This window comes from Jiulongibacter sediminis (assembly GCF_001306455.1).
GTDB classification, from domain to species: domain Bacteria; phylum Bacteroidota; class Bacteroidia; order Cytophagales; family Spirosomataceae; genus Jiulongibacter; species Jiulongibacter sediminis.
Map to the genome: position 1 here is coordinate 673,770 of NZ_LGTQ01000005.1, position 21,149 is coordinate 694,918.

At 40.0% G+C, this 21,149-nt stretch carries 17 protein-coding genes and 1 tRNA gene; 3 read left to right on the forward strand and 15 right to left on the reverse strand.

Annotated elements, in window-relative coordinates:
• Together AFM12_RS03030 and AFM12_RS03035 are read right to left on the reverse strand one after the other, a co-directional pair.
• A complete protein-coding gene (locus AFM12_RS03030) occupies positions 1-1,674 on the reverse strand; it encodes a TonB-dependent receptor (protein WP_055143791.1) in 1,674 nt (557 codons plus the stop codon).
• Positions 1,675-1,676: 2 nt separating this feature from the next.
• The gene (locus tag AFM12_RS03035) at positions 1,677-4,676 is read right to left on the reverse strand and encodes a tetratricopeptide repeat protein (RefSeq protein WP_055143792.1); all 3,000 of its coding nucleotides are present in this window, start codon (positions 4,674-4,676) and stop codon (positions 1,677-1,679) included.
• A 165-nt stretch (positions 4,677-4,841) separates the two neighbouring features.
• Between AFM12_RS03035 and AFM12_RS03040 the strand changes: the two genes are divergently transcribed.
• Positions 4,842-6,656, forward strand: coding sequence for a M61 family metallopeptidase (locus AFM12_RS03040; RefSeq protein ID WP_055143793.1), 1,815 nt, complete (start codon positions 4,842-4,844; stop codon positions 6,654-6,656).
• A gap of 44 nt (positions 6,657-6,700) precedes the next feature.
• Here the strand turns inward: AFM12_RS03040 and AFM12_RS03045 are convergent, their stop codons facing one another.
• Positions 6,701-6,937 (reverse strand): hypothetical protein, encoded by a 237-nt coding sequence (locus AFM12_RS03045; RefSeq protein ID WP_055143794.1) that lies wholly within the window; start codon positions 6,935-6,937, stop codon positions 6,701-6,703.
• Here AFM12_RS03045 and AFM12_RS03050 point away from each other — a divergent pair.
• Positions 6,936-7,952, forward strand: a complete 1,017-nt coding sequence (locus AFM12_RS03050; protein ID WP_055143795.1) for a tetratricopeptide repeat protein — start codon at positions 6,936-6,938, stop codon at positions 7,950-7,952. The genes AFM12_RS03045 and AFM12_RS03050 overlap by 2 nt on opposite strands.
• A gap of 5 nt (positions 7,953-7,957) precedes the next feature.
• Here the strand turns inward: AFM12_RS03050 and AFM12_RS03055 are convergent, their stop codons facing one another.
• The 7 genes from AFM12_RS03055 to AFM12_RS03085 form a co-directional block, all read right to left on the reverse strand.
• The gene (locus AFM12_RS03055; protein ID WP_055143796.1) at positions 7,958-9,160 is read right to left on the reverse strand and encodes an MDR family MFS transporter; all 1,203 of its coding nucleotides are present in this window, start codon (positions 9,158-9,160) and stop codon (positions 7,958-7,960) included.
• Between the two features lie 169 nt (positions 9,161-9,329).
• Positions 9,330-10,991: a 2-succinyl-5-enolpyruvyl-6-hydroxy-3-cyclohexene-1-carboxylic-acid synthase gene (menD, locus tag AFM12_RS03060; protein ID WP_055143797.1), complete on the reverse strand. Its 1,662-nt coding sequence runs from the start codon at positions 10,989-10,991 to the stop codon at positions 9,330-9,332.
• Positions 10,992-11,045: 54 nt separating this feature from the next.
• Positions 11,046-11,909, reverse strand: a complete 864-nt coding sequence (locus tag AFM12_RS03065; RefSeq protein WP_055143798.1) for a sigma-70 family RNA polymerase sigma factor — start codon at positions 11,907-11,909, stop codon at positions 11,046-11,048.
• Between the two features lie 70 nt (positions 11,910-11,979).
• Positions 11,980-14,142: a polyribonucleotide nucleotidyltransferase gene (gene pnp / locus AFM12_RS03070; protein WP_055143799.1), complete on the reverse strand. Its 2,163-nt coding sequence runs from the start codon at positions 14,140-14,142 to the stop codon at positions 11,980-11,982.
• Positions 14,143-14,273: 131 nt separating this feature from the next.
• Positions 14,274-14,549 (reverse strand): 30S ribosomal protein S15, encoded by a 276-nt coding sequence (rpsO, locus tag AFM12_RS03075; protein ID WP_055143800.1) that lies wholly within the window; start codon positions 14,547-14,549, stop codon positions 14,274-14,276.
• 56 nt (positions 14,550-14,605) lie between these two features.
• Positions 14,606-16,096, reverse strand: coding sequence for an LptF/LptG family permease (locus tag AFM12_RS03080; RefSeq protein ID WP_055143802.1), 1,491 nt, complete (start codon positions 16,094-16,096; stop codon positions 14,606-14,608).
• Positions 16,097-16,165: 69 nt separating this feature from the next.
• Positions 16,166-16,543: an START-like domain-containing protein gene (locus AFM12_RS03085; protein ID WP_055143804.1), complete on the reverse strand. Its 378-nt coding sequence runs from the start codon at positions 16,541-16,543 to the stop codon at positions 16,166-16,168.
• Between the two features lie 145 nt (positions 16,544-16,688).
• On the opposite strand from AFM12_RS03085, the gene AFM12_RS03090 reads away from it, so the two are divergent.
• A tRNA-Met gene (locus tag AFM12_RS03090) sits at positions 16,689-16,762 on the forward strand.
• A 32-nt stretch (positions 16,763-16,794) separates the two neighbouring features.
• Here AFM12_RS03090 and holA read toward each other — a convergent pair.
• From holA to AFM12_RS03115, 5 genes are read right to left on the reverse strand one after another with little or no spacing between them, the layout of a single operon-like run.
• Complete coding sequence (gene holA, locus AFM12_RS03095) at positions 16,795-17,814, reverse strand: DNA polymerase III subunit delta (RefSeq protein WP_055143806.1); 1,020 nt, start codon at positions 17,812-17,814, stop codon at positions 16,795-16,797.
• A 2-nt stretch (positions 17,815-17,816) separates the two neighbouring features.
• Positions 17,817-18,413, reverse strand: coding sequence for an acyl carrier protein phosphodiesterase (locus AFM12_RS03100; protein ID WP_055143808.1), 597 nt, complete (start codon positions 18,411-18,413; stop codon positions 17,817-17,819).
• Positions 18,410-18,874: a deoxycytidylate deaminase gene (locus AFM12_RS03105; protein ID WP_055143810.1), complete on the reverse strand. Its 465-nt coding sequence runs from the start codon at positions 18,872-18,874 to the stop codon at positions 18,410-18,412. The genes AFM12_RS03100 and AFM12_RS03105 overlap by 4 nt, the downstream gene beginning before the upstream one ends.
• Positions 18,867-20,126 carry a zinc metalloprotease gene (locus AFM12_RS03110; RefSeq protein ID WP_157687271.1) on the reverse strand — a complete coding sequence of 420 codons (1,260 nt, stop codon included), beginning with the start codon at positions 20,124-20,126 and terminating at the stop codon, positions 18,867-18,869. The genes AFM12_RS03105 and AFM12_RS03110 overlap by 8 nt, the downstream gene beginning before the upstream one ends.
• Entirely contained in the window at positions 20,104-21,051 is a 948-nt protein-coding gene (locus AFM12_RS03115) for a PhoH family protein (RefSeq protein WP_055143814.1), read from the reverse strand. Before AFM12_RS03115 ends, AFM12_RS03110 begins: the two co-directional genes overlap by 23 nt.
• Positions 21,052-21,149 lie beyond the last annotated feature (98 nt).

A 21,149-nucleotide genomic window follows, 5' to 3' on the forward strand; every position in this document is an offset into this window, starting at 1 on the left:
TTATAAAGAGACATTAATCCCTACCAGGAAGTTCAACCCTTGCTGAGGATAGTATAAATACCGCTGATAATTCTTTCCTATAATATTATTCAATTTCACAAAAGCCGAAAATTGCTCACTAAAAAGGTAAGTAAATTCGGCATTAAGGTCAGTTATCGCAGGGATTTTCACATCTTCAAATCGAAACGGATCCGTGGCAAATGTACCGCCAATATAGTAAAAATCAACATTGCTAACAATTTTGTCAGACACCACAAATGTATTGCCAATACGCCCTTCAAACGACGGACGGTGATACGGCTGGGGAAAATCTATGGTTTCATAATACCAGTAATCAGCCGTTAGGTTGGTTCTCCAAAATTCAGCAGGTTGATACGAAACCTCTGTGGAAACATTCACAAAGTCTGTTTGATTATTCTCATAAAAGATTTCAAACTGACGCGTTTTAGGATCACCGTCATATGTGTTGAAGAAGTAAAGACCACTGAACTTTCCATAAGACGCTTTGAAGTTATATTTCAATCCGTTTATCGGTTCCCCTCTGCTTCCAATAAATATCTCCTGGTCTTTGGTGGTGTTCAATAACTCCACCTGAGGTTTTAACCATGGGTTTTCATCAAGCATAGAACCTAAGGTATTTCTCACAATGTCACCGTCGTACCCGGCGAAGAAGTAATATAAACCTGGAGTTTTATAGGTCAATGTCGCCGTTGGAAAACCTTTTGTGGTATTTATGTCCTCAATTTGATCGTACTCGTTAACCGCCTTAAAACCTATTTTCGCATTGAATGCATTAAAATTGATATTAAAGGCTGGTTCTACCCTGAAAAGGTTTCTCTTTCTAACCGGATTTTCAAAGTAGCTATCTGTACGCTGAGTGATATAGGCTTCAGCAGCCAACATCGCGGCAACTCTGTCTTCTATAATTGGAAAGGTTGAATTGAATTGAGTTCCCCAATCAATCTCTTCAGCTTCATAATAGTCATTTAACGTTCTGAGCTTAGTTTTAAGCGAATAGTCTACAATTGGCTTTGGCTTGGTGTTTTCAAAAGCAACCCCAAAATTCAGGATATTGAGCCTCTGACGAATCTCCTCCTGAGGCAAATCATATGCAAGTGTGTCATAACCAAAGAAATGATAGTTTCTTCGCTCATAACCGGCCTGAGCCTGCAGTTTGAAATAGCCGGAATGGTATTTCCCATCCAATTTGATTTGATCTAGATTGATACCGGAGTTTACTCCCTGAATGGGCCCTCTTTTGGCAGCATTATGCAAACCGTATAATCCGAAAACAAGATTTTGGTCCTGATTTGAGTTCAGGAAAGTTTCAGCATAGAAACGTCCGAAATTTCCACCGCCAAGTTTTACATAATTGGGGTAGCCAGAGCTTTGCGAACTATTTCTTCGTTGATCTTCAACAGGGGAAACTACATTTGGCTTAAACTCAACTTCCTCAATACCAACCGGTTTACGTTCGAAGAAAGTGTAAACCATTTCTCTTTTGGTTGTTTGCTTCTCTTCTACCGGTATTTTTTCAAAAACTCGATTTTGTTTCTGAAGCTCTACTTCTCTTTCTTTTGTAATTGTAATTTCTTCATTACCAATTCCTTGAGCAAAGGAACCAACGCTAAGCCCACAGAAAAGCACAGTTTGTGTTAATTTATTTTGCATCATTCTTAGTCTTTAGGAATGGTCTTTAGTTTAGCTTTTGCAGTATCCACAGTCTCCGGATTGCCCGAATTCTCAATAATTGAGTTCAATGTAGCTTTAGCCATAAAATGGTCTTTCTGACCGATATAATTATCGGCAATCAGCAGAAAGGCCTTTTCATACCACTCAATGTAATCACCGAAATCCTGAGCCAGCTCCTGCATGGTTTTGATTGATTCTTCATACTTACCACTTTCGTAAAGAATTTCACCAATGCGATATTTAGCCTCTGCTCCGTTTACATCCTTGTCCATCGCAATAACTTTCTCAAACTGCTGGCGGGCTTGAGTGAAATCGCGACGTTTCAGATGGCATTTACCAATGAAAAGCTCCGCTTTATTTTCAATCCCAATCACCATTCCACCACCTTCAGTGATAGCCTGACGACAATATTTGATCGAATTCTCGTAATCGCCCAAATGATAGTAGGACTCAAAAAGGCCTTCCCATGCCGAAACCTGATCTCTCTTTGACTGACTTGAACTCAGAACGTTTTGATAGTCGGTTACAGCGTCCCGATAGTTCTTGTCATTGAACTGCGTATCCGCCGCCCTGAAAGCCGCTTTGGTTACATACTGAGATTGACCATCTCTGATTACATCTTTGTAGAACGGCAACGCTTCTTTCGCCTTTTCTGTGAAATAATATGATTCTGCGATCAAAAATTTAGCCTCAATCACATTACTATTTGATGGGTTATTGTCAACGAAACGTTTTAATGAAGAAATGGCAGCGTCATACCTTTGATTATAAAACAGGTTTCTGGCAGCCTCATATTGTAATGCAATTGCTGAACCACTTCCCGGATTATTCTTTTGATATTCATCGGCAACGTCTGCAAAATCTTCGCTTCTACCGGTAAGATTCAAGATGTCTCTTAATCCGATTAGGGCCTCATTGGCAGTTTTGTGCTGGCCAAAACGATTTATAATTGTTTTGTAATCATCAACTGCTGCATCATAGTTCTCAGTATTACCATAGGCTAAGGCTCTTTTCAATAAGGCGTCCGGCACTAGCTTGGACCGGGGCTTCTTTCTTAACATCTCTGTGAAAGAGGCAATAGCTCCCTGATAGTTTCTATCATTCATCTGTAAGCTACCTTTTTGAAACAAGGCATCATCTATAAGTCGTGAGTTTTCATACACTCTGGCAAACTCCTCAAATGTTTGATTAGCCTGACTCGTGCGTCCCATAAGATCTAGGGTTACACCTTTCTGAAATAAAGCGTAATCTTTGTCGGTTCTGTTTTCTCGCAAAGCCTGCTCGTAGTAACCCAAAGCTCTGGAAAAACTCTTTTGAATTAAATGACAATCGGCTAGTCTGAGAAGGGCATCTTCCCTACTCTGCTGAGATTCGACATCCCGACTGGCGTCCAGAAAATCTTTAAAATAAGTCAAAGCCCCACTGAAGTCACGCTTATTATAATGTAGGTATCCTAAACTGTAAAGGCTTTTATTCCGCTGAACAGGGTTCCCCTTTTGCATTACTTCCCGGTAAAGACTTTCTACGTTAGGTTTGTCAGTCGCAAAAGCAGCTTCAGCCTTCCAGAACAGCGATTTCTGAATTAGGTCACGATCTGAAGGTTTCGTCAAAGCTTTGTCAAAGTACTTGATGGCCTCATCAAATTGTTCGGCGTTATAATCAATAACCGCCTGAGCATAACATAATTTTTGATAAGCTTCATCTATTTTTGATGTCGTTCTGCTCAGCCCCTCTATGTACGTGATAGCTTGTTTATAATCATTGGTTTCAAACAGAATATCACTCAAAAGTTCATTGGACTCATCTATGTATTTACCTGAAGGATAATTGCTTACATAATCTTTCAGAGAGTTGATGGCCGCCTCATTATTGCCTTGCTCCAGCTGCACTTTGATATAATTATAGGCCGCCTCTTCCTGTATTTCGATATCGAAATTATTCTTACGAGCAAAATCAAATGCCGCCATGGCAGAATTCAAATCTCCCGTATTCAACGCCGATATCCCTAAATAATAGGCCGCCTGCTGACCCAAAGCGTCTTCTCGGTCCGCGATTTTTTTCAGTACTTCTACTACTTTTCGGTACTGCTCTGTTTTATATAAACTAAAGCCATGTCTGAAAGTCACCTGAGGATCAATATTGCCTCTTCTTAACTCCCGAAATCGATCATAGTAATCAGCGGCCTTTCTAAAATCGTTTCTGAAAAACAATACCTCTGCCGTAACTAAACAAATATCGTCAATTTTGCGACCCTGTGGATTAGAGATAATTGGCTCCGCATAAGCCAACAGTTCATCATACTTTTCTTGTTTGAAAAGTATCTGAGCAATCCAGTTTGGTACTTCAAGCTTGTATGGATTTACATTTTCAACCCGCTGAAGGTCAGTTAGTGCAGCGTCAAAGTTATCATTCTGAAAGTTGATAACGGCAGCATAATAAGCAGCATTTATGGCATTTTCAGCTACCGTTTTCTTAACGTAATTAAACTCCTTCAGAGCATTTACATAATCTTTGGTCTGATAATACGCCACTCCGAGTTTATAACGAAGCTCATAGACTGAAAGGTCATCCTGACGATGCTCAATGGCTTTGGTCAGGTACTCAATGGCCTTTTCATAGTTCCCTTTCTCAAAAAAATTATCCCCTAAATCGCTGTAAATGATTTTTGCCTTCGGATGCTCACTATGATTAAGTACAAAACGGTGAACCTCAATGTCGGCATCCATTGAGCCGGTATTCAAAGCACAAACGGCAGAATAATACTCGGCATTTGCAATATTAAATTTATTAGGATTGAGCGAGCTTGAAGACTGCTCCACGTAAGTTCTAAACTCTTTCCTGGCGGCAGAATATGCTTTTTTCTCGTAAAGCTCTACCCCATTATTATAGTGAGATTCTACCTCGGTGTAACTTAAGGTATTTTGAGAAAAAGTTGATAAAGCTGCCAGTAAACCAGGAAAAAGAATCAAAATGATTTTTTTCATCAATATGCTTTTACTGTTAATATAGAAAAACCAAAATTAGGAAAGATATAGATCAATATGCAGCGTAAGTGGTTTTAAGTTTTCTTTGAATAATAGTATCAAAACGACTCCTTATTCTTAAAATTGTAGTTTTGGCTTCAAACCTTAAAATTTCATCAAATACAAATGACAAAAATCAAATCTTTACTATTTCTTCTCGTCTTCTTTTTGGGTGCCTGTAAGGTCTCAAAAGTTAGTAGTCAGGAAACTTACTCCACAGCCTATGAGCTGAAAATGCCTCATCCAGAGACCCACTATTTTGAAGTCTCTATGAAGGTCAATAACATTCTCACAACACCTGAGATTCTCGACAAAGATCATCTTTTAGTTAAGATGGCAGTTTGGACGCCCGGTTCTTATCTCATCAGAGAGTTTGCCAGAAATGTTCAGGACTTTGAGGCTAAAAATGAGGCTGGAGAAACTTTAGAAAGCCGTAAAATCAATAAAAACACTTGGGAGGTTGAATTGAACGGAGCTGATGATGTAGTCATTAATTATCTGGTTTATGCAAATGAGCTCACAGTAAGAACTTCGTTTATTGATGCTCAGCATGGTTATGCCAATGGGGCCTCTGTTTTCACGTATGTTCCGCAAACCATGTCAAAGCCCTCAAAGCTTACCATTTATCCTCATGAAAATTGGGAAACCATTTCGACAGCTTTACCCGAGATTGCTGAAAACATTTACCTCGTCAAAGATTTTGACACTCTTGTTGACAGCCCGATTGAAATAGGAAATCATGAAATCTTAAGTTTCGATGCGGCCGGGGTACCTCATAAAATTGCCATGTTTAGTACCGAAGAGCTTCACTATGATGCAGAAAAACTTCTGGGTGATTATAAGAAAATGGTTGAGTCTGCAACTTCTGTTTTCGGCGAAACACCATTAGATGAATATCTTTTTATAGTTCAGCATCAGCCGGGTATCGGTGGTGGTCTTGAGCACCTTTTCTCTACAACTTGTCAGACCAGACCATCCGCTTATGACTCTGAGGCCGGATACAAAGGCCTTTTTGGTCTCCTGGCTCATGAATACTTCCATCTATGGAATGTAAAAAGAGTTAGACCTGTGGCCCTTGGTCCGTTTGATTATGAAAATGAGAATTACACTCACCTTCTATGGGTAGCTGAAGGTTTCACCAATTACTATGAAGAAGTGATTCTTGCCAGAGCCGGAATCTATTCAGAAGAAGATATTTTGAAGAACCTTGCCGGAGCAATATCAAGCACAGAAAATACACCCGGGAATAAAGTGCAGGCCGTTACTGATGCCTCTTGGGACGCTTGGATTAAGTATTACCGACCAGACGAGAACTCTGTAAACAGTCATATTTCTTATTACGGAAAAGGCGGAGTTTTAGCGGCTCTTTTAAACGCAAAAATTATAGCCAACAGCAAGGCGGAAAGGTCGCTTGATGATGTAATGAGATTACTTTATCAAAAGTATTACAAAGAGCTTGGCAGAGGTTTTACGGATGAAGAGTTTCAATCAGCAGTAGAAGAGGTTTATGGCGGTGACCTTGACTACTTCTTTGACAACTACGTTTTTGGCACAGAAACGCCGGATTATACTCAGATTTATAAAGGAGTTGGTATTGAACTTACCAACCTTAACGAAGGCAGTGAGGAGCCGTTTTTGGGTATAACTGAACGCGGTGGCTTTGTTTACAGATTAAACAGTAATGGGTCAGCTTATCACAGCGGCCTGAATGTGGGCGACAAAATTATTAGCGTCGATGGTCAGACAAATGAGTCTTTTTCAAATGCTTTGACCGGAAAATCAATCGGAGAATCACTCGAGGTAAAAATTGAGAGACATGGGAATCTGATGAGTTTCACTGTTCCAATCGGTAAAAGCCAAAATGTACGCTATGAAATGAAAAAGGCAGCTAAACTCACACCGGCTTTAGAGAAGGCTTATCGTAAGTTTGTGAATTACTAGAGTAAAATTCTTGGCGTATTTTATTCAGAGGATTGGCTGAAAGGTCAATCCTCTAATAGTTTACCGAAGTCCTCTGCCATATCTTTAAAACGCTGAATGACACGGGCATAAAACATATCATTGAGCATTTCTTCCACTTCCTGCTCTCCGGTAACATCCATTTCTGAGACTTTAAAGACCTGTTCTAAAAGCCCTGCTTCAAACTTTATGATATATTTGCCGTTAAACACATAAAGTGATGTTTTACAGTAAGTATTCGGAATTTCTTTAACAAATCTCATGCGTTCTATCTTTCTGATTTTATTCTCTTCCCTTTTAATTTTTTCGGGCTGTGGCAGCAAAAATAAGACAGAAGCCGCCGAATTCTTTGAAAGAGGCAACTATCATTTTAAAAAGCGTGAATATGAAAGAGCCTCCGAGCTTTTTAGTGAAGCCCTAGAAAAAGTACCTGATTTTGCGGATGCCTTTAATAACCGCGGACTCTGCTTTGAAAAAATGGGGCAACTGGAAAAAGCCTCTGCAGACTATTTAAAGGCAGTTGAACTTGATGACAGCTTTTCGCAAGCCAAATTAAATCTGGCTGCTTCATTCGTTCATTTGGGCAAACCCAATAAAAGTGAAGATCTTTTCAAAAGCCTCGAAAAAACTTATGCCGACAGTTCTCAATTTTACGACTACAGAGGCCAATACTACCTGCAAAAGAACAATCCTGATGCTGCAATCTCTGATTTTCAGCGTTCGGTTTCTTTACGCGGCCCTCAGGCTGAAACACTGACCAATTTGGGATATGCTTTTTATCAGAAAAGAGAGTTTGATGAAGCTATAAATTCGTTCAATAAAGCTCTAAAAATAGATGAAGATTTTCCTTATGCTCTCAATAATCTAAGTGCAGCCCTGGCTCAAAAAGGAGAATGGAAAGAGGCCCTTAAATACTCCGAAAAAGCAACAAATGAAAACCCTGGTCAACTCAACTTTCTAAATACTCATGTGTTAAATCTTATTGAAAACGGAGAGTTGGAAAAAGCCATTCAGTATCATCAAAGTACTGAAAAACTTTCTCCAAAAGACCCCTATCAGTTACGGAATAAAGCAGTCATCGAAATGAAAAGCGAAAATTTATTAGAAGCCACCGCCATTCTTTCAGGTATCGAAGAAACGAATCCTGAGGTAGAATATCTTTATTATTACCTCGGTCTGGCCACTCAGGAGAGTACTGAAGCCTGCCAGTACTTTAAAAGAGGAGCTGCTCTTGGCGATCGTAGATCTCAAAAGGCGTTTTCTACCTGCGGTAATTGAGCTTTTTAAAGTTTTTTGATAAGAGAATTGGTCAATAAAACAGCTAAAAGCGACAATCCACAAAGAAGAATAAAGTTTGTTTGATAACCGAAAACTTCAACGACATCAAGACCTAATTTGGGACTGACGGTATTTGATAAACCAAAAGCCATGGTATAAAGAGCCATGTATCTTCCTTCGTTGCCCTTTTTTGATCTCTGCATGGCAAAAGCGTTAGTGTAGGGAAAACCCAGCATTTCTGAAAAGGTTATAAGTACCATACTAATGACCAACATCCCAGCCCAGCCATCAAAAAGCAAAGCGGCGAAACTGAGGAAAAGTAAAAAAGTACTGAACCTGATCAATTTTAATTCCCCATAAGCTTTTTTCTCCAGCCAATGAATCAAGGGCATTTCAAATACCACAATTAAAGCTCCGTTCAGAAAGAATAATAAGCCTGTATGAAATTCAGTTAATCCAAATTGTTCACTATGATAAATGGGCAATGTGGTGAAAATTTGGAAGAAAACCATTCCCACCAAAAAGCACACAGCCAAAAACTGCCAGTATACACCATCTTTGAAAACCTGTGCTTTCGTATTTAGCAAAGATGCCTCTGCCCTGCTTTGTTTTTCCGACTTTCTTTCAGGAACCGTTTTGATAAAGATCAAAATGGCCATGATGCAGCTTATACCATCAATCCAAAACAGCATATTATAACCTTGCGATACAATCAGCAAACCCGCCAGACTTGGCCCAATTACGAAACCAAGATTAAGGGCAAGACGAATCAAAGTCAAAGAGCGGGTTCGATTCTCCGGTTTACTATATGCACCGAGTGAAACAAACATGGCCGGCCTGAAGGCATCGGCGATTGTCATCAGAATAAAAATACCGATGCAAAGTCCCCAAAAAGAGTCTAGATATTGTAAAGCTATGAAGAGAAAACCTGAAGCCAAAAGGCTACCTACCATGACTTTGTAGTAGCCAATTTTATCTGATAGTCTACCGCCAAGCCAGGCACCAGCGAAAGACCCAATTCCAAAGAAAAACATGATCCACCCTACTTCTCCATAACTGAATTGAAGGTTTTCTTTCAAATATTTAGAAAGAAAAGGAATAACCATTGTTCCTGCCCTATTAATGAGTGACACAAGGGCGAGTATCCAAACTTCGTGTGATAAGCCACGAAAGGCGTCGACATAATGTTCATTAAAGAGTTTCTTCATAACTAAAAAACAAAAAATCCGGCTCTAAGCCGGATCAGTGAATGCCATATCTTTAGTGAAAATTAGCACACAAATGATCCGGTATTCCTTTGAGAATACTTTTCACAGACCATCATGTATGTCGCTGTTTTCATTTGGTACAAAGCTAGTAAGAAATTCTTTTGAGCTGTTATGACTCAAAAAACTTTTTGTACGAAAGCGTATTTAGCTCGTAATCAGTGAAAATCTCTAAAATTGATTTCTGATGACAAGTCAAAAATTTTCTTAAACCTTCCTCAATTTCTGAAGGAGAAGTGATTTTAAAGTAATCTAAACCATATTCCTGAGCTAAATAACTCGCCCTATTGGGCTGCATTGTTTTGAAATAATCCTCAAAAGAAGACTGATCTGAAGGTCCTTGAATCATATTGAAAATGATTCCACCGGAATTATTAAGGATGATAATCTTTAAATTATCAGGCAAATAGCGATTCCAAAGGGCATTCTTGTCATATTGAAAACTCACATCTCCCAAAATACAATAGACCGGTTTGTCTGTTTTTAAAGCCTGACCAACCGCCGTACTCAGGCACCCATCAATTCCACTGGTTCCGCGATTGCAATACACCTTGCAACCCGAAGGCAATACGGAATTCAAGGCATTGACATATCGAATACTCATGCTATTTCCTACATGTAGAATGCAGTCTTCAGGTATTTTATGAAAGAGTTTTCTTAGAATATGGAACTCGGAGAATTCAGGTTTTTCAAAATATTGCCTTATTGAATCAGAGGACTTCTTTTCCAAGGACTTCCATCTTTCCTGATAATTCTCGTCATTAGACAGCCCATCAAAATTTAAAGTCTGTTGAAAAAACTCCAACGGAGTTATTTCAACCTTTTTTGTGAGTGACCGGAAGGGGTCAATGAATGCAGGATTCGACTGAACATGCCAATGAGCCTGAATATCAAAACCTCTCAACATTAACTTCAAAGATTTCGAAATCAACGACATATCGGTGCTAATCAGCAAATCGGGACAAAGTGTTTGCTTTTCCTTATCAGAAAGCTTTTTAAGAAAATGATCCTGATTTTTTATTCCACCACTGATATTCGAAATCGAGTCTGAAACAAGAATGAAACCAAACTTTCCAGCAAATTCCGATGCCAGTTTCCCTACTTCTTCATCATGCTGCTGGCCTACAACCAAAAGTCTTTTCGGGTACCTTCTCAGAGCTTTTAAAAAGCTGACTCCCTCAATTTCCGGCTTGAAAGCCTTCGGCTCTATCACTTTCCATGGATTCACATCTGTTTCCTCAAATCTGGATGGATAAAAGGGCTCACTAATAGGGATATTGATGTGAACAGGTCCTTTGGGGCTTCTTTGAGTACTATTGAGGGCTTTATTCGAAACACTTTCTGCCTCCCTGAGTTTAGTATCTGATAAATCAGAAGACCATGAAAAAGCCTCTTTTACATGCTTGCCATAAACATTATCCTGAAATATTGTCTGACCGTCATATTGATGTATCCATTCCGGAGGCCTGTCAGCTGTGAGAACTAAAAGTGGAACTTCCTGAAAATAGGCTTCAGCCACTGCAGGGGCATAATTCAAAGCAGCTGTTCCCGAAGTGCAGATCAGTACAGTAGTTTTCCCCGTTTGAAGGGCCATTCCTATGGCCAAATAGCCGGCAGAGCGTTCATCTGATATACTGAAGCAGCTAAGCCCTTTTTGACCTGAAAAAGCTATCGTCAGAAGTGCATTTCGGCTTCCAGGACTGATGATTACATTTTCAACACCCTTTTCTAAACAGAGTCGGGCCAGTTGCCTGAACGGGGTTAATTTATCCATAGATCATAAAAAAAGGCACCCGACTGGGTGCCTTCAAATTTAGCCAATAAAATTTTATCCTAAATAGGCTTTCAAAGCTTTACTTCTTGAGGTTTGTCTCAATCTTCTGATGGCTTTTTCTTTGATCTGACGCACACGCTCACGAGTCAAATTGAACTTTTCGCCAATTTCCTCAAGCGTCATGGCCTGCTCACCATTCAGTCCGAAATAATACATAATAACCTCTGCTTCACGCTGCGTAAGAGTTGAAAGAGCTCTTAAAACTTCTCTTCTCAAAGAGTCATTCATTAGCTCCTGATCCGGCTTTTCTTCCAGATCATTCTCCAATACATCAAGAAGACTGTTTTCTTCACCTTGTACGAAAGGTGCATCCACAGACACGTGACGGCCGGAGATTTTCATGGTGTCAACTACCTCGTTTGAAGTAATTTCAAGTACTTCTGCCAATTCTTCAGGTGAAGGCTCTCTCTCAAACTGCTGCTCCAATTCAGAAAACTTCTTGGAGATTTTGTTCAAAGAACCCACTCTGTTCAGAGGCAAACGTACAATTCTTGATTGCTCAGCCAATGCTTGAAGAATTGACTGGCGAATCCACCATACAGCGTAAGAAATAAACTTGAAACCACGGGTTTCGTCAAATCTCTGAGCAGCTTTAATTAATCCTAAATTACCTTCATTGATCAAATCACCTAGTGAAAGACCTTGATTTTGGTACTGCTTAGCTACTGAAACTACGAAACGTAGGTTTGCTTTGGTAAGCCTTTCAAGAGACAGCTGATCTCCCTCTCTGATCTTCTGAGCAAGAGTTACTTCCTCATCCGGAGTCAGAAGGTCCACTTTACCAATCTCCTGAAGGTACTTGTCTAACGACTGACTCTCACGATTGGTGATCTGCTTACTAATTTTTAGTTGTCTCATATTGCTTATTTATTAAAGAAAATTCACTCGTTGGTTTAAGAACGACAATTAAACAACGTAATACACTGAATTATTGTTCTTTTTTCTCTTCACCGTTTTGACTAAGCTTCGGTGGTCTAGGTAACAAAACTTTTCTGGAAAGTCTGAATTTACCCGTTTTCTTATCAACCTCTGTTAGTTTTACCTGAATTTCCTCTCCTACCTCAAGAACACCATCCATAGAAGGCAAACGCTCCCAGGTGATCTCTGAAATATGAAGAAGACCGTCTTTACCAGGTAAGAACTCACAGAAAGCCCCAAATGGCTGAATTGACTTCACTTTAGCATCATAAACTGTTCCTACTTCAGGAACAGCAACTATACCTTTAATACGGTTTTTAGCCATTTCCATGCTATCGCCATTGGTTGCAAAAATAGAAACGATACCTTCGTTACCTACTTCTTCAATATTGACAGTGGCACCTGATTCACGCTGGATTTCCTGGATAATTTTACCACCTGGTCCGATTACCGCACCGATAAACTCTCTGTCAATCTTCATGGTGAAGGCTCTTGGAGCATGAGGCTTCATATCTTCTCTTGGTTTTTCAAGAGCAGCCGTCATTTTACCAAGAATGTGTAAACGACCGTCCTTTGCCTGATTCAGAGCTTGCTCTAAAATTTCAAAAGATAAGCCATCAACCTTGATATCCATCTGACAAGCAACGATACCTTTCTCAGTACCAGTTACTTTAAAGTCCATGTCTCCAAGGTGATCTTCGTCTCCAAGAATATCAGACAAAACCGCCCATTTACCCGTTTCTGAGTCTGAAATAAGACCCATAGCAATACCAGAAACTGGTGCTGAAATAGGGATACCGGCATCCATCAATGACAAACAACCCGCACATACGGTCGCCATTGAGGAAGAACCGTTTGACTCTAAAATATCAGAAACGATACGAACTGTATAAGGATTTGACTCATCTGGTGGCATCACTTTCGCCAATGAACGCTGGGCAAGGTTACCATGACCAATTTCACGTCTACTGGCACCTCTGTTAGGCTTTACTTCACCAGTTGAGAAACCAGGGAAATTATAGTGCAAATAGAATCTTGAATATCCTGAATACATTGCCTGATCGATCAATTGTTCGTCAAGCTTTGTACCTACAGTACAGGTAGATAACGATTGCGTTTCACCTCTAGTGAACAAAGCTGAACCATGTGCACCCGGTAGAAAATCTACCTCACACTCAATTGGTCTGATTTCAGTCAATTGTCTTCCATCAAGTCTCTTCCTTTCATTAAGAACAAGGTCTCTTGAAGCTTTGTATTTCAGCTCACCGAAATACTTACCTATCAACATCATGGTGTCGTCATCGGCTTCTTCAGCGACGTAAGGCTCTTTGAAAGCATCGAGAATGGCTGCATAGCCTTCTTTTCTTTCATTTTTATTGGCAGAGCCCTTTGCTCCAACAGCATAAACCTGATCATAAAGCTCTGAGAATATTTTCTCTTTAAGCTCTTCATTATGAATTTCGTGAGAGTATTCTCTTTTTTCCAATGACCCAACAGCCTTAGCCAGTTCAACCTGAGCCGCAACCTGCTTTTTGATGGCTTCGTGACCGATTTTGATAGCTTCGATCATTTCAAGTTCAGAAACCTCATTGGCTTCGCCCTCAACCATGTTGATGTTCTCAGAAGTACCTGCTATGATAAGGTCTAATGAAGCTCCCGTAAGAGCTGATTTATCAGGATTAACTACATATTCGCCATTTATTTTAGCGACTCTAACCTCTGAAACTGGGCCGTTAAAAGGAATATCTGATACCGCAAGAGCTGCAGATGCTGCTAAGGCTGCAAGAGCATCAGGGGCCACTTCAGGGTCTGAAGAAACCATGCTGATCATCACCTGTACGTCTGCATGATAATCATCAGGGAAAATCGGACGAAGTGCTCTGTCTACTAATCTACTGATGAGAATTTCGTTATCTGAAAGTCTTCCTTCTCTTCTTTGGAAACTTCCCGGAATTTTACCGGCTGAAGCGAATTTTTCCTGATAATCGACAGAAAGTGGAAGGAAATCAACGCCGTCTTTGGCGTTTTTTGCTGCTACCACAGTGGCGAGTAGCATTGCGTTACCACATCTTAAAACCACTGCACCGTCGGCCTGACGAGCTAATTTACCGGTCTCTAATGTGATGTCTTTACCACCCGGCATTGGGATGGTTTGAGAATGAATGTTAAACATCTGGTTAATTTAATTGTATCGCATTTGCCGCTTTCGATGCGATGATTTGATCCTGTATTCCGCGGGGATATTGTTGCTGTGCTTTTAACCAAAAAATGGGGAATCTCTTTCGAGACTCCCCTATTTCAGGATTACTTACGAATTCCTAATTCAGCGATAATTGCTCTGTAACGGTTGATGTCCTTCTTTTGAAGGTACGTCAATAAGTTACGACGCTTACCTACTAATTTTAACAGACCCAGACGCGTAGAATAATCCTTCTTGTGCGTTTTAAGGTGCTCAGTCAAATGAGCGATTCTGTAAGTGAATAGTGCGATTTGAGATTCTGCTGAACCTGTGTCGCTTTGGTTTTTCTGGAAGCCTTTCTCTTTAAAGATTTCTTGCTTCTTCTCCGAAGTTAAATACATGAGATATTAACCTAGATTTTAGTTAAAAATTAAAACAGCCACAAAAGTACGAATTATTATTCAATTGAGGTCTTCAAAGAAGGGGATTTCTTTTTAGGAAGAATTGCCAAAAATTTCTCCCATATTTTAGCATAAACCTCTGTATCAAAGATACTAGCGTCTTTGGTGGCCTTTGAAATGAAAATAGCACCAATGATCGATAAAATGAGGTCAGGAATCCAAACCGCCACCACCACAGGAATAAAGCCCTCCTTTGCATTTTTATCGGCTAGCTGCATCATCACATAATAGAGGATAAAAAAGCTGATAGCGATTAAGACGGGCATCCCGAATCCTCCTTTTTTTATAATGGAACCCAGAGAAGCCCCAATAATAAACATGGCCAGACATGCCACGGCATAAGTATATTTATGCCAACGTTCAATATCAGCACTATACATAGTACGCCTTTTACTTCCTAGAATGGCATGGTTATTCTGTAGCTGAGAGGCAAAACTATGGGCTGTAGACTGCGAAAGTGTCCATATTTCCTCATATCTCCGACTATCATCCAGAAGCTTCATTTTTTCCTGAATCCAAGCTCCGGGCTTAATGGTGAGTAAGGTACTATCGCCCGTTAACGAATCTACACTCCAACGCTCAGGTAATTCTTTGAATTGATAAGTATGCATAGTCTTCAGAGAAGACAGCTGTGTTTTTGCCGTTTGGTCTATCTGGATCTGAGCCGTATCAATCTGATCTTTCAACTCACTGATATTCTTCATGTATTCATGGTACTTGAATTGATTTTCACTTGTTTTTTGCATATTGAAAGACTCCAGCGAAAATACGAGGCGGTTTCGCTTAAAACCATTGCGGTAAAACTGGGTATCGTTTAAACCCTGATTGGTCTTTGTTTCCGAGTAATTAAACCCATTATAAAGCTCAAAAACGAGATAATGATCATTATACATCGTGTACATTCTGCCGCTGTCAGCTACCGTTACATTCTTGTTCCCGTTTCTTTGGGTATGATTGTAAACAATAACATCTTTCAGCGTCTCATTATCAGGAAGCTTTTCTTTAACCTTAATGGCATAACCAGGGATTTCCCGATAAAAAATACCTTCCTGAATATTCAGGGCTACCTTGGTGGTGCGTATATCCCAAAGAAGTGAATAGCCCTTTAGGTTAGCCCAGGGAGTAACATTGTTATTGAACCAGAAAGAGAAGATTGAAATAAAAATAGTAAATACTAAAGTGGGCATAATAACCCTTCCCAGAGGAATACCGGCCGATTTTATCGCAGTTAACTCTGTGTGTTCACCAAGATTACCAAAGCTCATAAGAGCTGCCAATAGCGTAGAAAGTGGCAGAGAAATTGGCACCGTGATCAAAGAGAAATAGGCAAAAAGCTGAGCAAACGTTTTAAGCCCTAAGTCTTTCCCGACAAAATCGTCAAAGTAAAGCATCAGGAAACGAAGCAAAAAAATAAAGACCACAACGAGCGTGGTCAGTACAAATGGCCCCAGAAAATTCTTTATGACAAGTTTGTCAATCTTTCTCATCAGTAAGGATTAGCTCACAAAAATCAGAGAGTTTTTGCCGGATAGCAACTATTTCAGAAATTTTAAGAACTAGCCTCCGACAATATCTTTCAAATCATTAACCAAGCCAAGCCAAAGGTCGTTCAAATCTTCGTCATCATCATTATCAGATACATCAATAACCTGCAGATAAGTAGAGCCATCTAATTCACCAGAGACCAGTTTTAACTCCAATGAGCTCCCTTCATCATCCCCCATGAAATCATACTTGGCAGATTTATTCAGCCGTTTAGATACAGCGGCCACGTGGACTTCATTATCCCATTCAATATGAAAGTTTCTGTCAGAATCTATTGAAACATTCTCAGCAAACCATTGTTGCAAACCTCCCGGAGTACTGATATAGTTGTAAAGTACCTTTGGTGATGTCTTAAAAGGGTATTCCCCCACAAATTTATGCTTTGACATGGGCGTAAATAGTAATTTCTTCCTATTTACTTTTTTAAAGACAAGAATGCAAATTTCACTCCTATTATTTCTTTCTTAAGAATTCTTCAATTTTATGTTTGGATGAAAAAATGGTTTGTATAAATTTGCAGCCTCATTCGCAGACGGCGGGGTAGCTCAGATGGTTAGAGCGTCGGATTCATAACCCGGAGGTCACGGGTTCGATTCCCGTCCCCGCTACATAATAGCTCCTGATTTCAGGGGCTATTTTTTTATGCCAAAATGCTATAAATCAACTCTTTGTATAGGTCTGAATCCACCTTAGTTCCGCCCTGAATACCCTTGGAATTTTTGTCAATTTCACGCAAAGTGTGAATAATCAGAAGGAGCTTACCCGAAGAATATTTCTGGGCTGCAGCTGTATAATCTTTGAGAAAATAGGGGTTCACCTTCAACAGTGAAGCCAAATTGATATCATTTTTACCCCGAGCTCCATGAACCAAAAGAACTTTTGAGAAAAAATTGTATAAAATCAAGATTACGGGTTGTATCGGATGATCTTTGGGGTTTGCCCCGAAATAATTGACAATTTGAAAACATTTACCAAAGTCTTTCTGTACTAAAGCTTTTTGAAGTTCAAAGACATTATAGTCTTTACTAATACCAACGTACTTCTCAATCACCTCGCCATTGATCTCAGCATTATCTCCGAGATTGATTGCCATTTTCTCAATCTCTTTAACAATAGACTCAAGGTTGTTCCCTGTATGCTCAAATAACAATTGAGCTGCTTTTGGAGAAATTTTATAACCTTTTTCATGACAAATCTGACTGATAAAATCAGGCACTTGATTGTCGTATAATTTCTTTGAGTTTAACAGAACACCTTTCTCAGCAAAAGCTTTAACAAAAGACTTTCGCTCATCCATGCTTTTATTGAAAAGCATCACCAGAATGGTACTGGGCAAAGGATCTTTCACATAAGATTCCAGCATGCTTTGGGCTTCCTTCTGACCGATATCCTGAATCAGATCGGCATCTTTTATGACAACAAGCTGCCGCTCTGTCATCATCGGAAAACGACGGGCATTATTCAGAACAGCTCCGACATTTAAGTCTTTTCCGAAAAGAATGAACTCATTGAAGCCTTTTTCATGCTCTGGAATGGCAACTTCAATGATTTTTTTGGTGATGGCTGCAGGGTAATAACTTTCATTGCCATGCAAAAAATAGACAGGCTTAAGATTCCCTGCCGTTATTTCTTTTAATTCTGCTGATGCCGATTTTGCCACTCCTAGTTATGTTCAATAAATAATTCACACTCTGCTTTCAATTCTTCAAAAAAGGCCAAAAATTGTTCATTGAGCAAATCATAATTCTCATGCATGATCGGGATGCTCAATAACATATCGGGTCCATTTTTAATTTTTCTGTTCAAACTCTCAAAAGCCCTGGAAAGCCCTTCATCAAATTCATATTCTTTGAGCCAGTCATAAGTAATCATGGACTCCACAGTTCTCAGAAGCCGCTCCGGCATCAGAGATTTGAATTTGACAAGACTATCGTACACCCTGAACCTGAAAACCTCAAAATCTTCATCCGAAAAGGCCGACCAATTTTTGATCAGATAGTGATCATAGATTACATCAACGGTAACTGAGGCATATCGACCAATTTCAGCCTGAAAAACTTTCTTACTCTCTTTAACCAACTCGTGAGTATCTGTAAAGGTATCAATGAAGCGGTGAAGCTTTATACCTCTCTTTATTTCGGAGCTTAAATGGTTATTTCTGGGGTGATCTACTCTGCCATGCATGAAATCTTCAAGCATGTTACCAAAAAGAATGGCCTCATTTTGACCTGAAAGGAAAACGTGGGCCAGGTAATTCACGGTTTTTTCGGTTCGTATTTTTCTACTTCCACTCCAAAGCTTCTCAAAAACTCTACGCCCTCGTCTTTCTCAATACCTTTGTATTCTGCGTAAGAATTGAGGAAAAAGACTTTCTTAATCTTCATTGTGTAGATTACACGAGCACATGAAATACATGGCGAAAGCGTCACATAAAGGGTGGCTCCTTCTACTTTGCCTCCATTTTTTGCGGCATATAAGATGGCATTTTGCTCTGCATGAAGAGCAAGTGAGCAGCTTCCTTTGGAGTCTCGTGGGCAGCCTTCATGACCGTAATCGTCATCACAGTTATGCGTTCCGCTGGGTGGACCGTTATATCCAATGGAAATAATCCTGGTCTCATTAGCCAAAACCGCCCCCACCTGAGCTTTTACGCAGTGAGAGCGTTTAGCCAGGCTCATGGCCAGTTCCATAAAAATGTCGTCAAAGTCGGGTCTATTCATAGAGGTAAATACGCTTGAAATAAATTTCTCCGGCCGTTTGCATGGTTACGATATTCATGCCGGGCGGCAAATTTAATTCTTCTGCACTGATAACCGTGCTTGGGTAATCTAAATATGCTTTTCTGGCCACCTCCCGGCCTAAGGAATTATAGGAAACAATAGTGAAATCCTGAAAATCGGGAAGTAATACCTGAAATTTCAACTCAGAACGAGAACCAGGGTTACTCAAAACATTAAATTCAGTAACATCGGTAGAGGGTAGTAAAAACTGACTATTTAAGACCATCCGCCTTCGTCTTGGGCTTAATTCTAAAACTGCCCGGACTCTGGCTTTCTGGTCTTCCGTGAAAATATTCATGCACGAGTCAGGAGTGTAATCCATATAATTCTCAATCATATTTCTGCGACTGATTCCATCGCAGCGACTGAATATCTCTCTACAGGTCTCACTATCGTTCTCTCTTTGAATCTGAGGGGTATCTTCACAATAGTCGGTTCCGCACCGCTCATCTCCCCAAGTGTGCAAGAGCCCAAACCAATGCCCCACCTCATGTGTTAAAGTACGACCATAAGTGTAAATACCCGCTGAGGCCGTTCCTGTTCTGTCTCCAAAAACTTCATGGTCAATAAATATTCCGTCAGTTTCTTCGGGCGAATCAGCCAAATCCAATCCATCGAGTTCTCCACCTGGAAACTCGCCATAGCCTAAATAACCACCGGCCAGCGTTACTACCCATACATTGAGATATTTGTCAGATGGCCAGTAGGATAAGCCAGAAATTCGTTCAAGGTCTGAGAAAACGTCAAAAGTTCTGTCACTACTGTAAACACGGTTAATACCTGAACTTGGTGCACCATCAGGGCCTGTTTGAGCCAGAAAGAATTCAATTTCCATATCGGCACCATCCGGGTGTTCATTATATCCCCGGGTACCAAACATTTTCCTGAAGTCCTCATTTAGAACTCTTATCTGAGAGAAGATCTGTTCATCTGAAATATTAGAGTTTCCTTCGCCTCCAATATCTCCTGAAATGTTATTGTGAATAACATGAACAACTAAAGGAATACGGATAATACCCTCCTGTTCTCTTGCATTTTTACTATTACCAGGATTGTAATTATCAATAAACCTTTGAAGAATTTCATGTCGTTTTTTCATTTCCGGTGAGGCCATCACGCCATGCCCGCAACGTTGTGCATAAGCAGAAAAACCGACAAGAAAAAACAAGCTACTTATTATCAGCCTCTTCATAAGCATTTAGAATCTTCACCACCAGCGGATGACGCACCACATCGCGGCCATCTAACTCTATAAACTTTATTCCATTGATTTTATTGAGTTTTTGAAGAGCATCCTGAAGTCCGGACTTTTGGTTTCGGGGAAGGTCAATTTGTGTAACATCGCCTGTCACCACAATTTTTGAATTAGGCCCCATACGTGTTAGAAACATCTTTAATTGCATAGGTGTGGTATTTTGAGCCTCATCCAGAATTATAAAGGCATTATTGAGTGTGCGGCCTCTCATATAGGCCAGTGGAGCAATTTCCACTACATTTTTCTCAATATATCCACTCAGTTTCTCAGAGACCAGCATATCATTTAATGCATCATAAATAGGCATTAAATAAGGATCAATTTTTTCTTTGAGATCACCGGGAAGGAAACCAAGGTTCTCCCCCGCTTCCACCGCCGGTCTTGTTATGATTATCTTTTTGACCTGTTTGTCTTTCAAAGCTTTAACCGCCAGAGCTACGGCCGTATAGGTTTTTCCGGTACCGGCAGGCCCTACAGCAAAAACGATGTCATGACTTAAACTTGCCTCAACTAATTTCTTCTGATTGGCCGTTTTGGCTTTAATAATCATCCCACGATTACCATGCACCAGCACAGAATCATCTTTGATGATATTTTCAAGGTGATAATGTTCTTTTTGAAGATAATTCTTCACCACGTCAGTCGTCAATTTACCAAAACGATGATAATGCTCTACCAAGTCGGTCATTATTGAGTCTATTTCCTTCACCTCTTTTGCGGGACCTCTAAGGAAAACCTCGTCACCACGAGATACTACCTTACTGGCAGGAAAGGCTTTAGCGATTTCTTTGATGTTCCGGTTCTGCACACCAAGAAAATCAATCAGAGAGACATCGTTTAGTTTTAGGACTTTTTCTGTCAAATGTTATTCGTTTAAAGTGTCATTCAAATGTCAAAAAAATAATTAACAGTTGCATGGGCTTTATTCACAAAATAATGAAGATTAATCCACAATGGCCA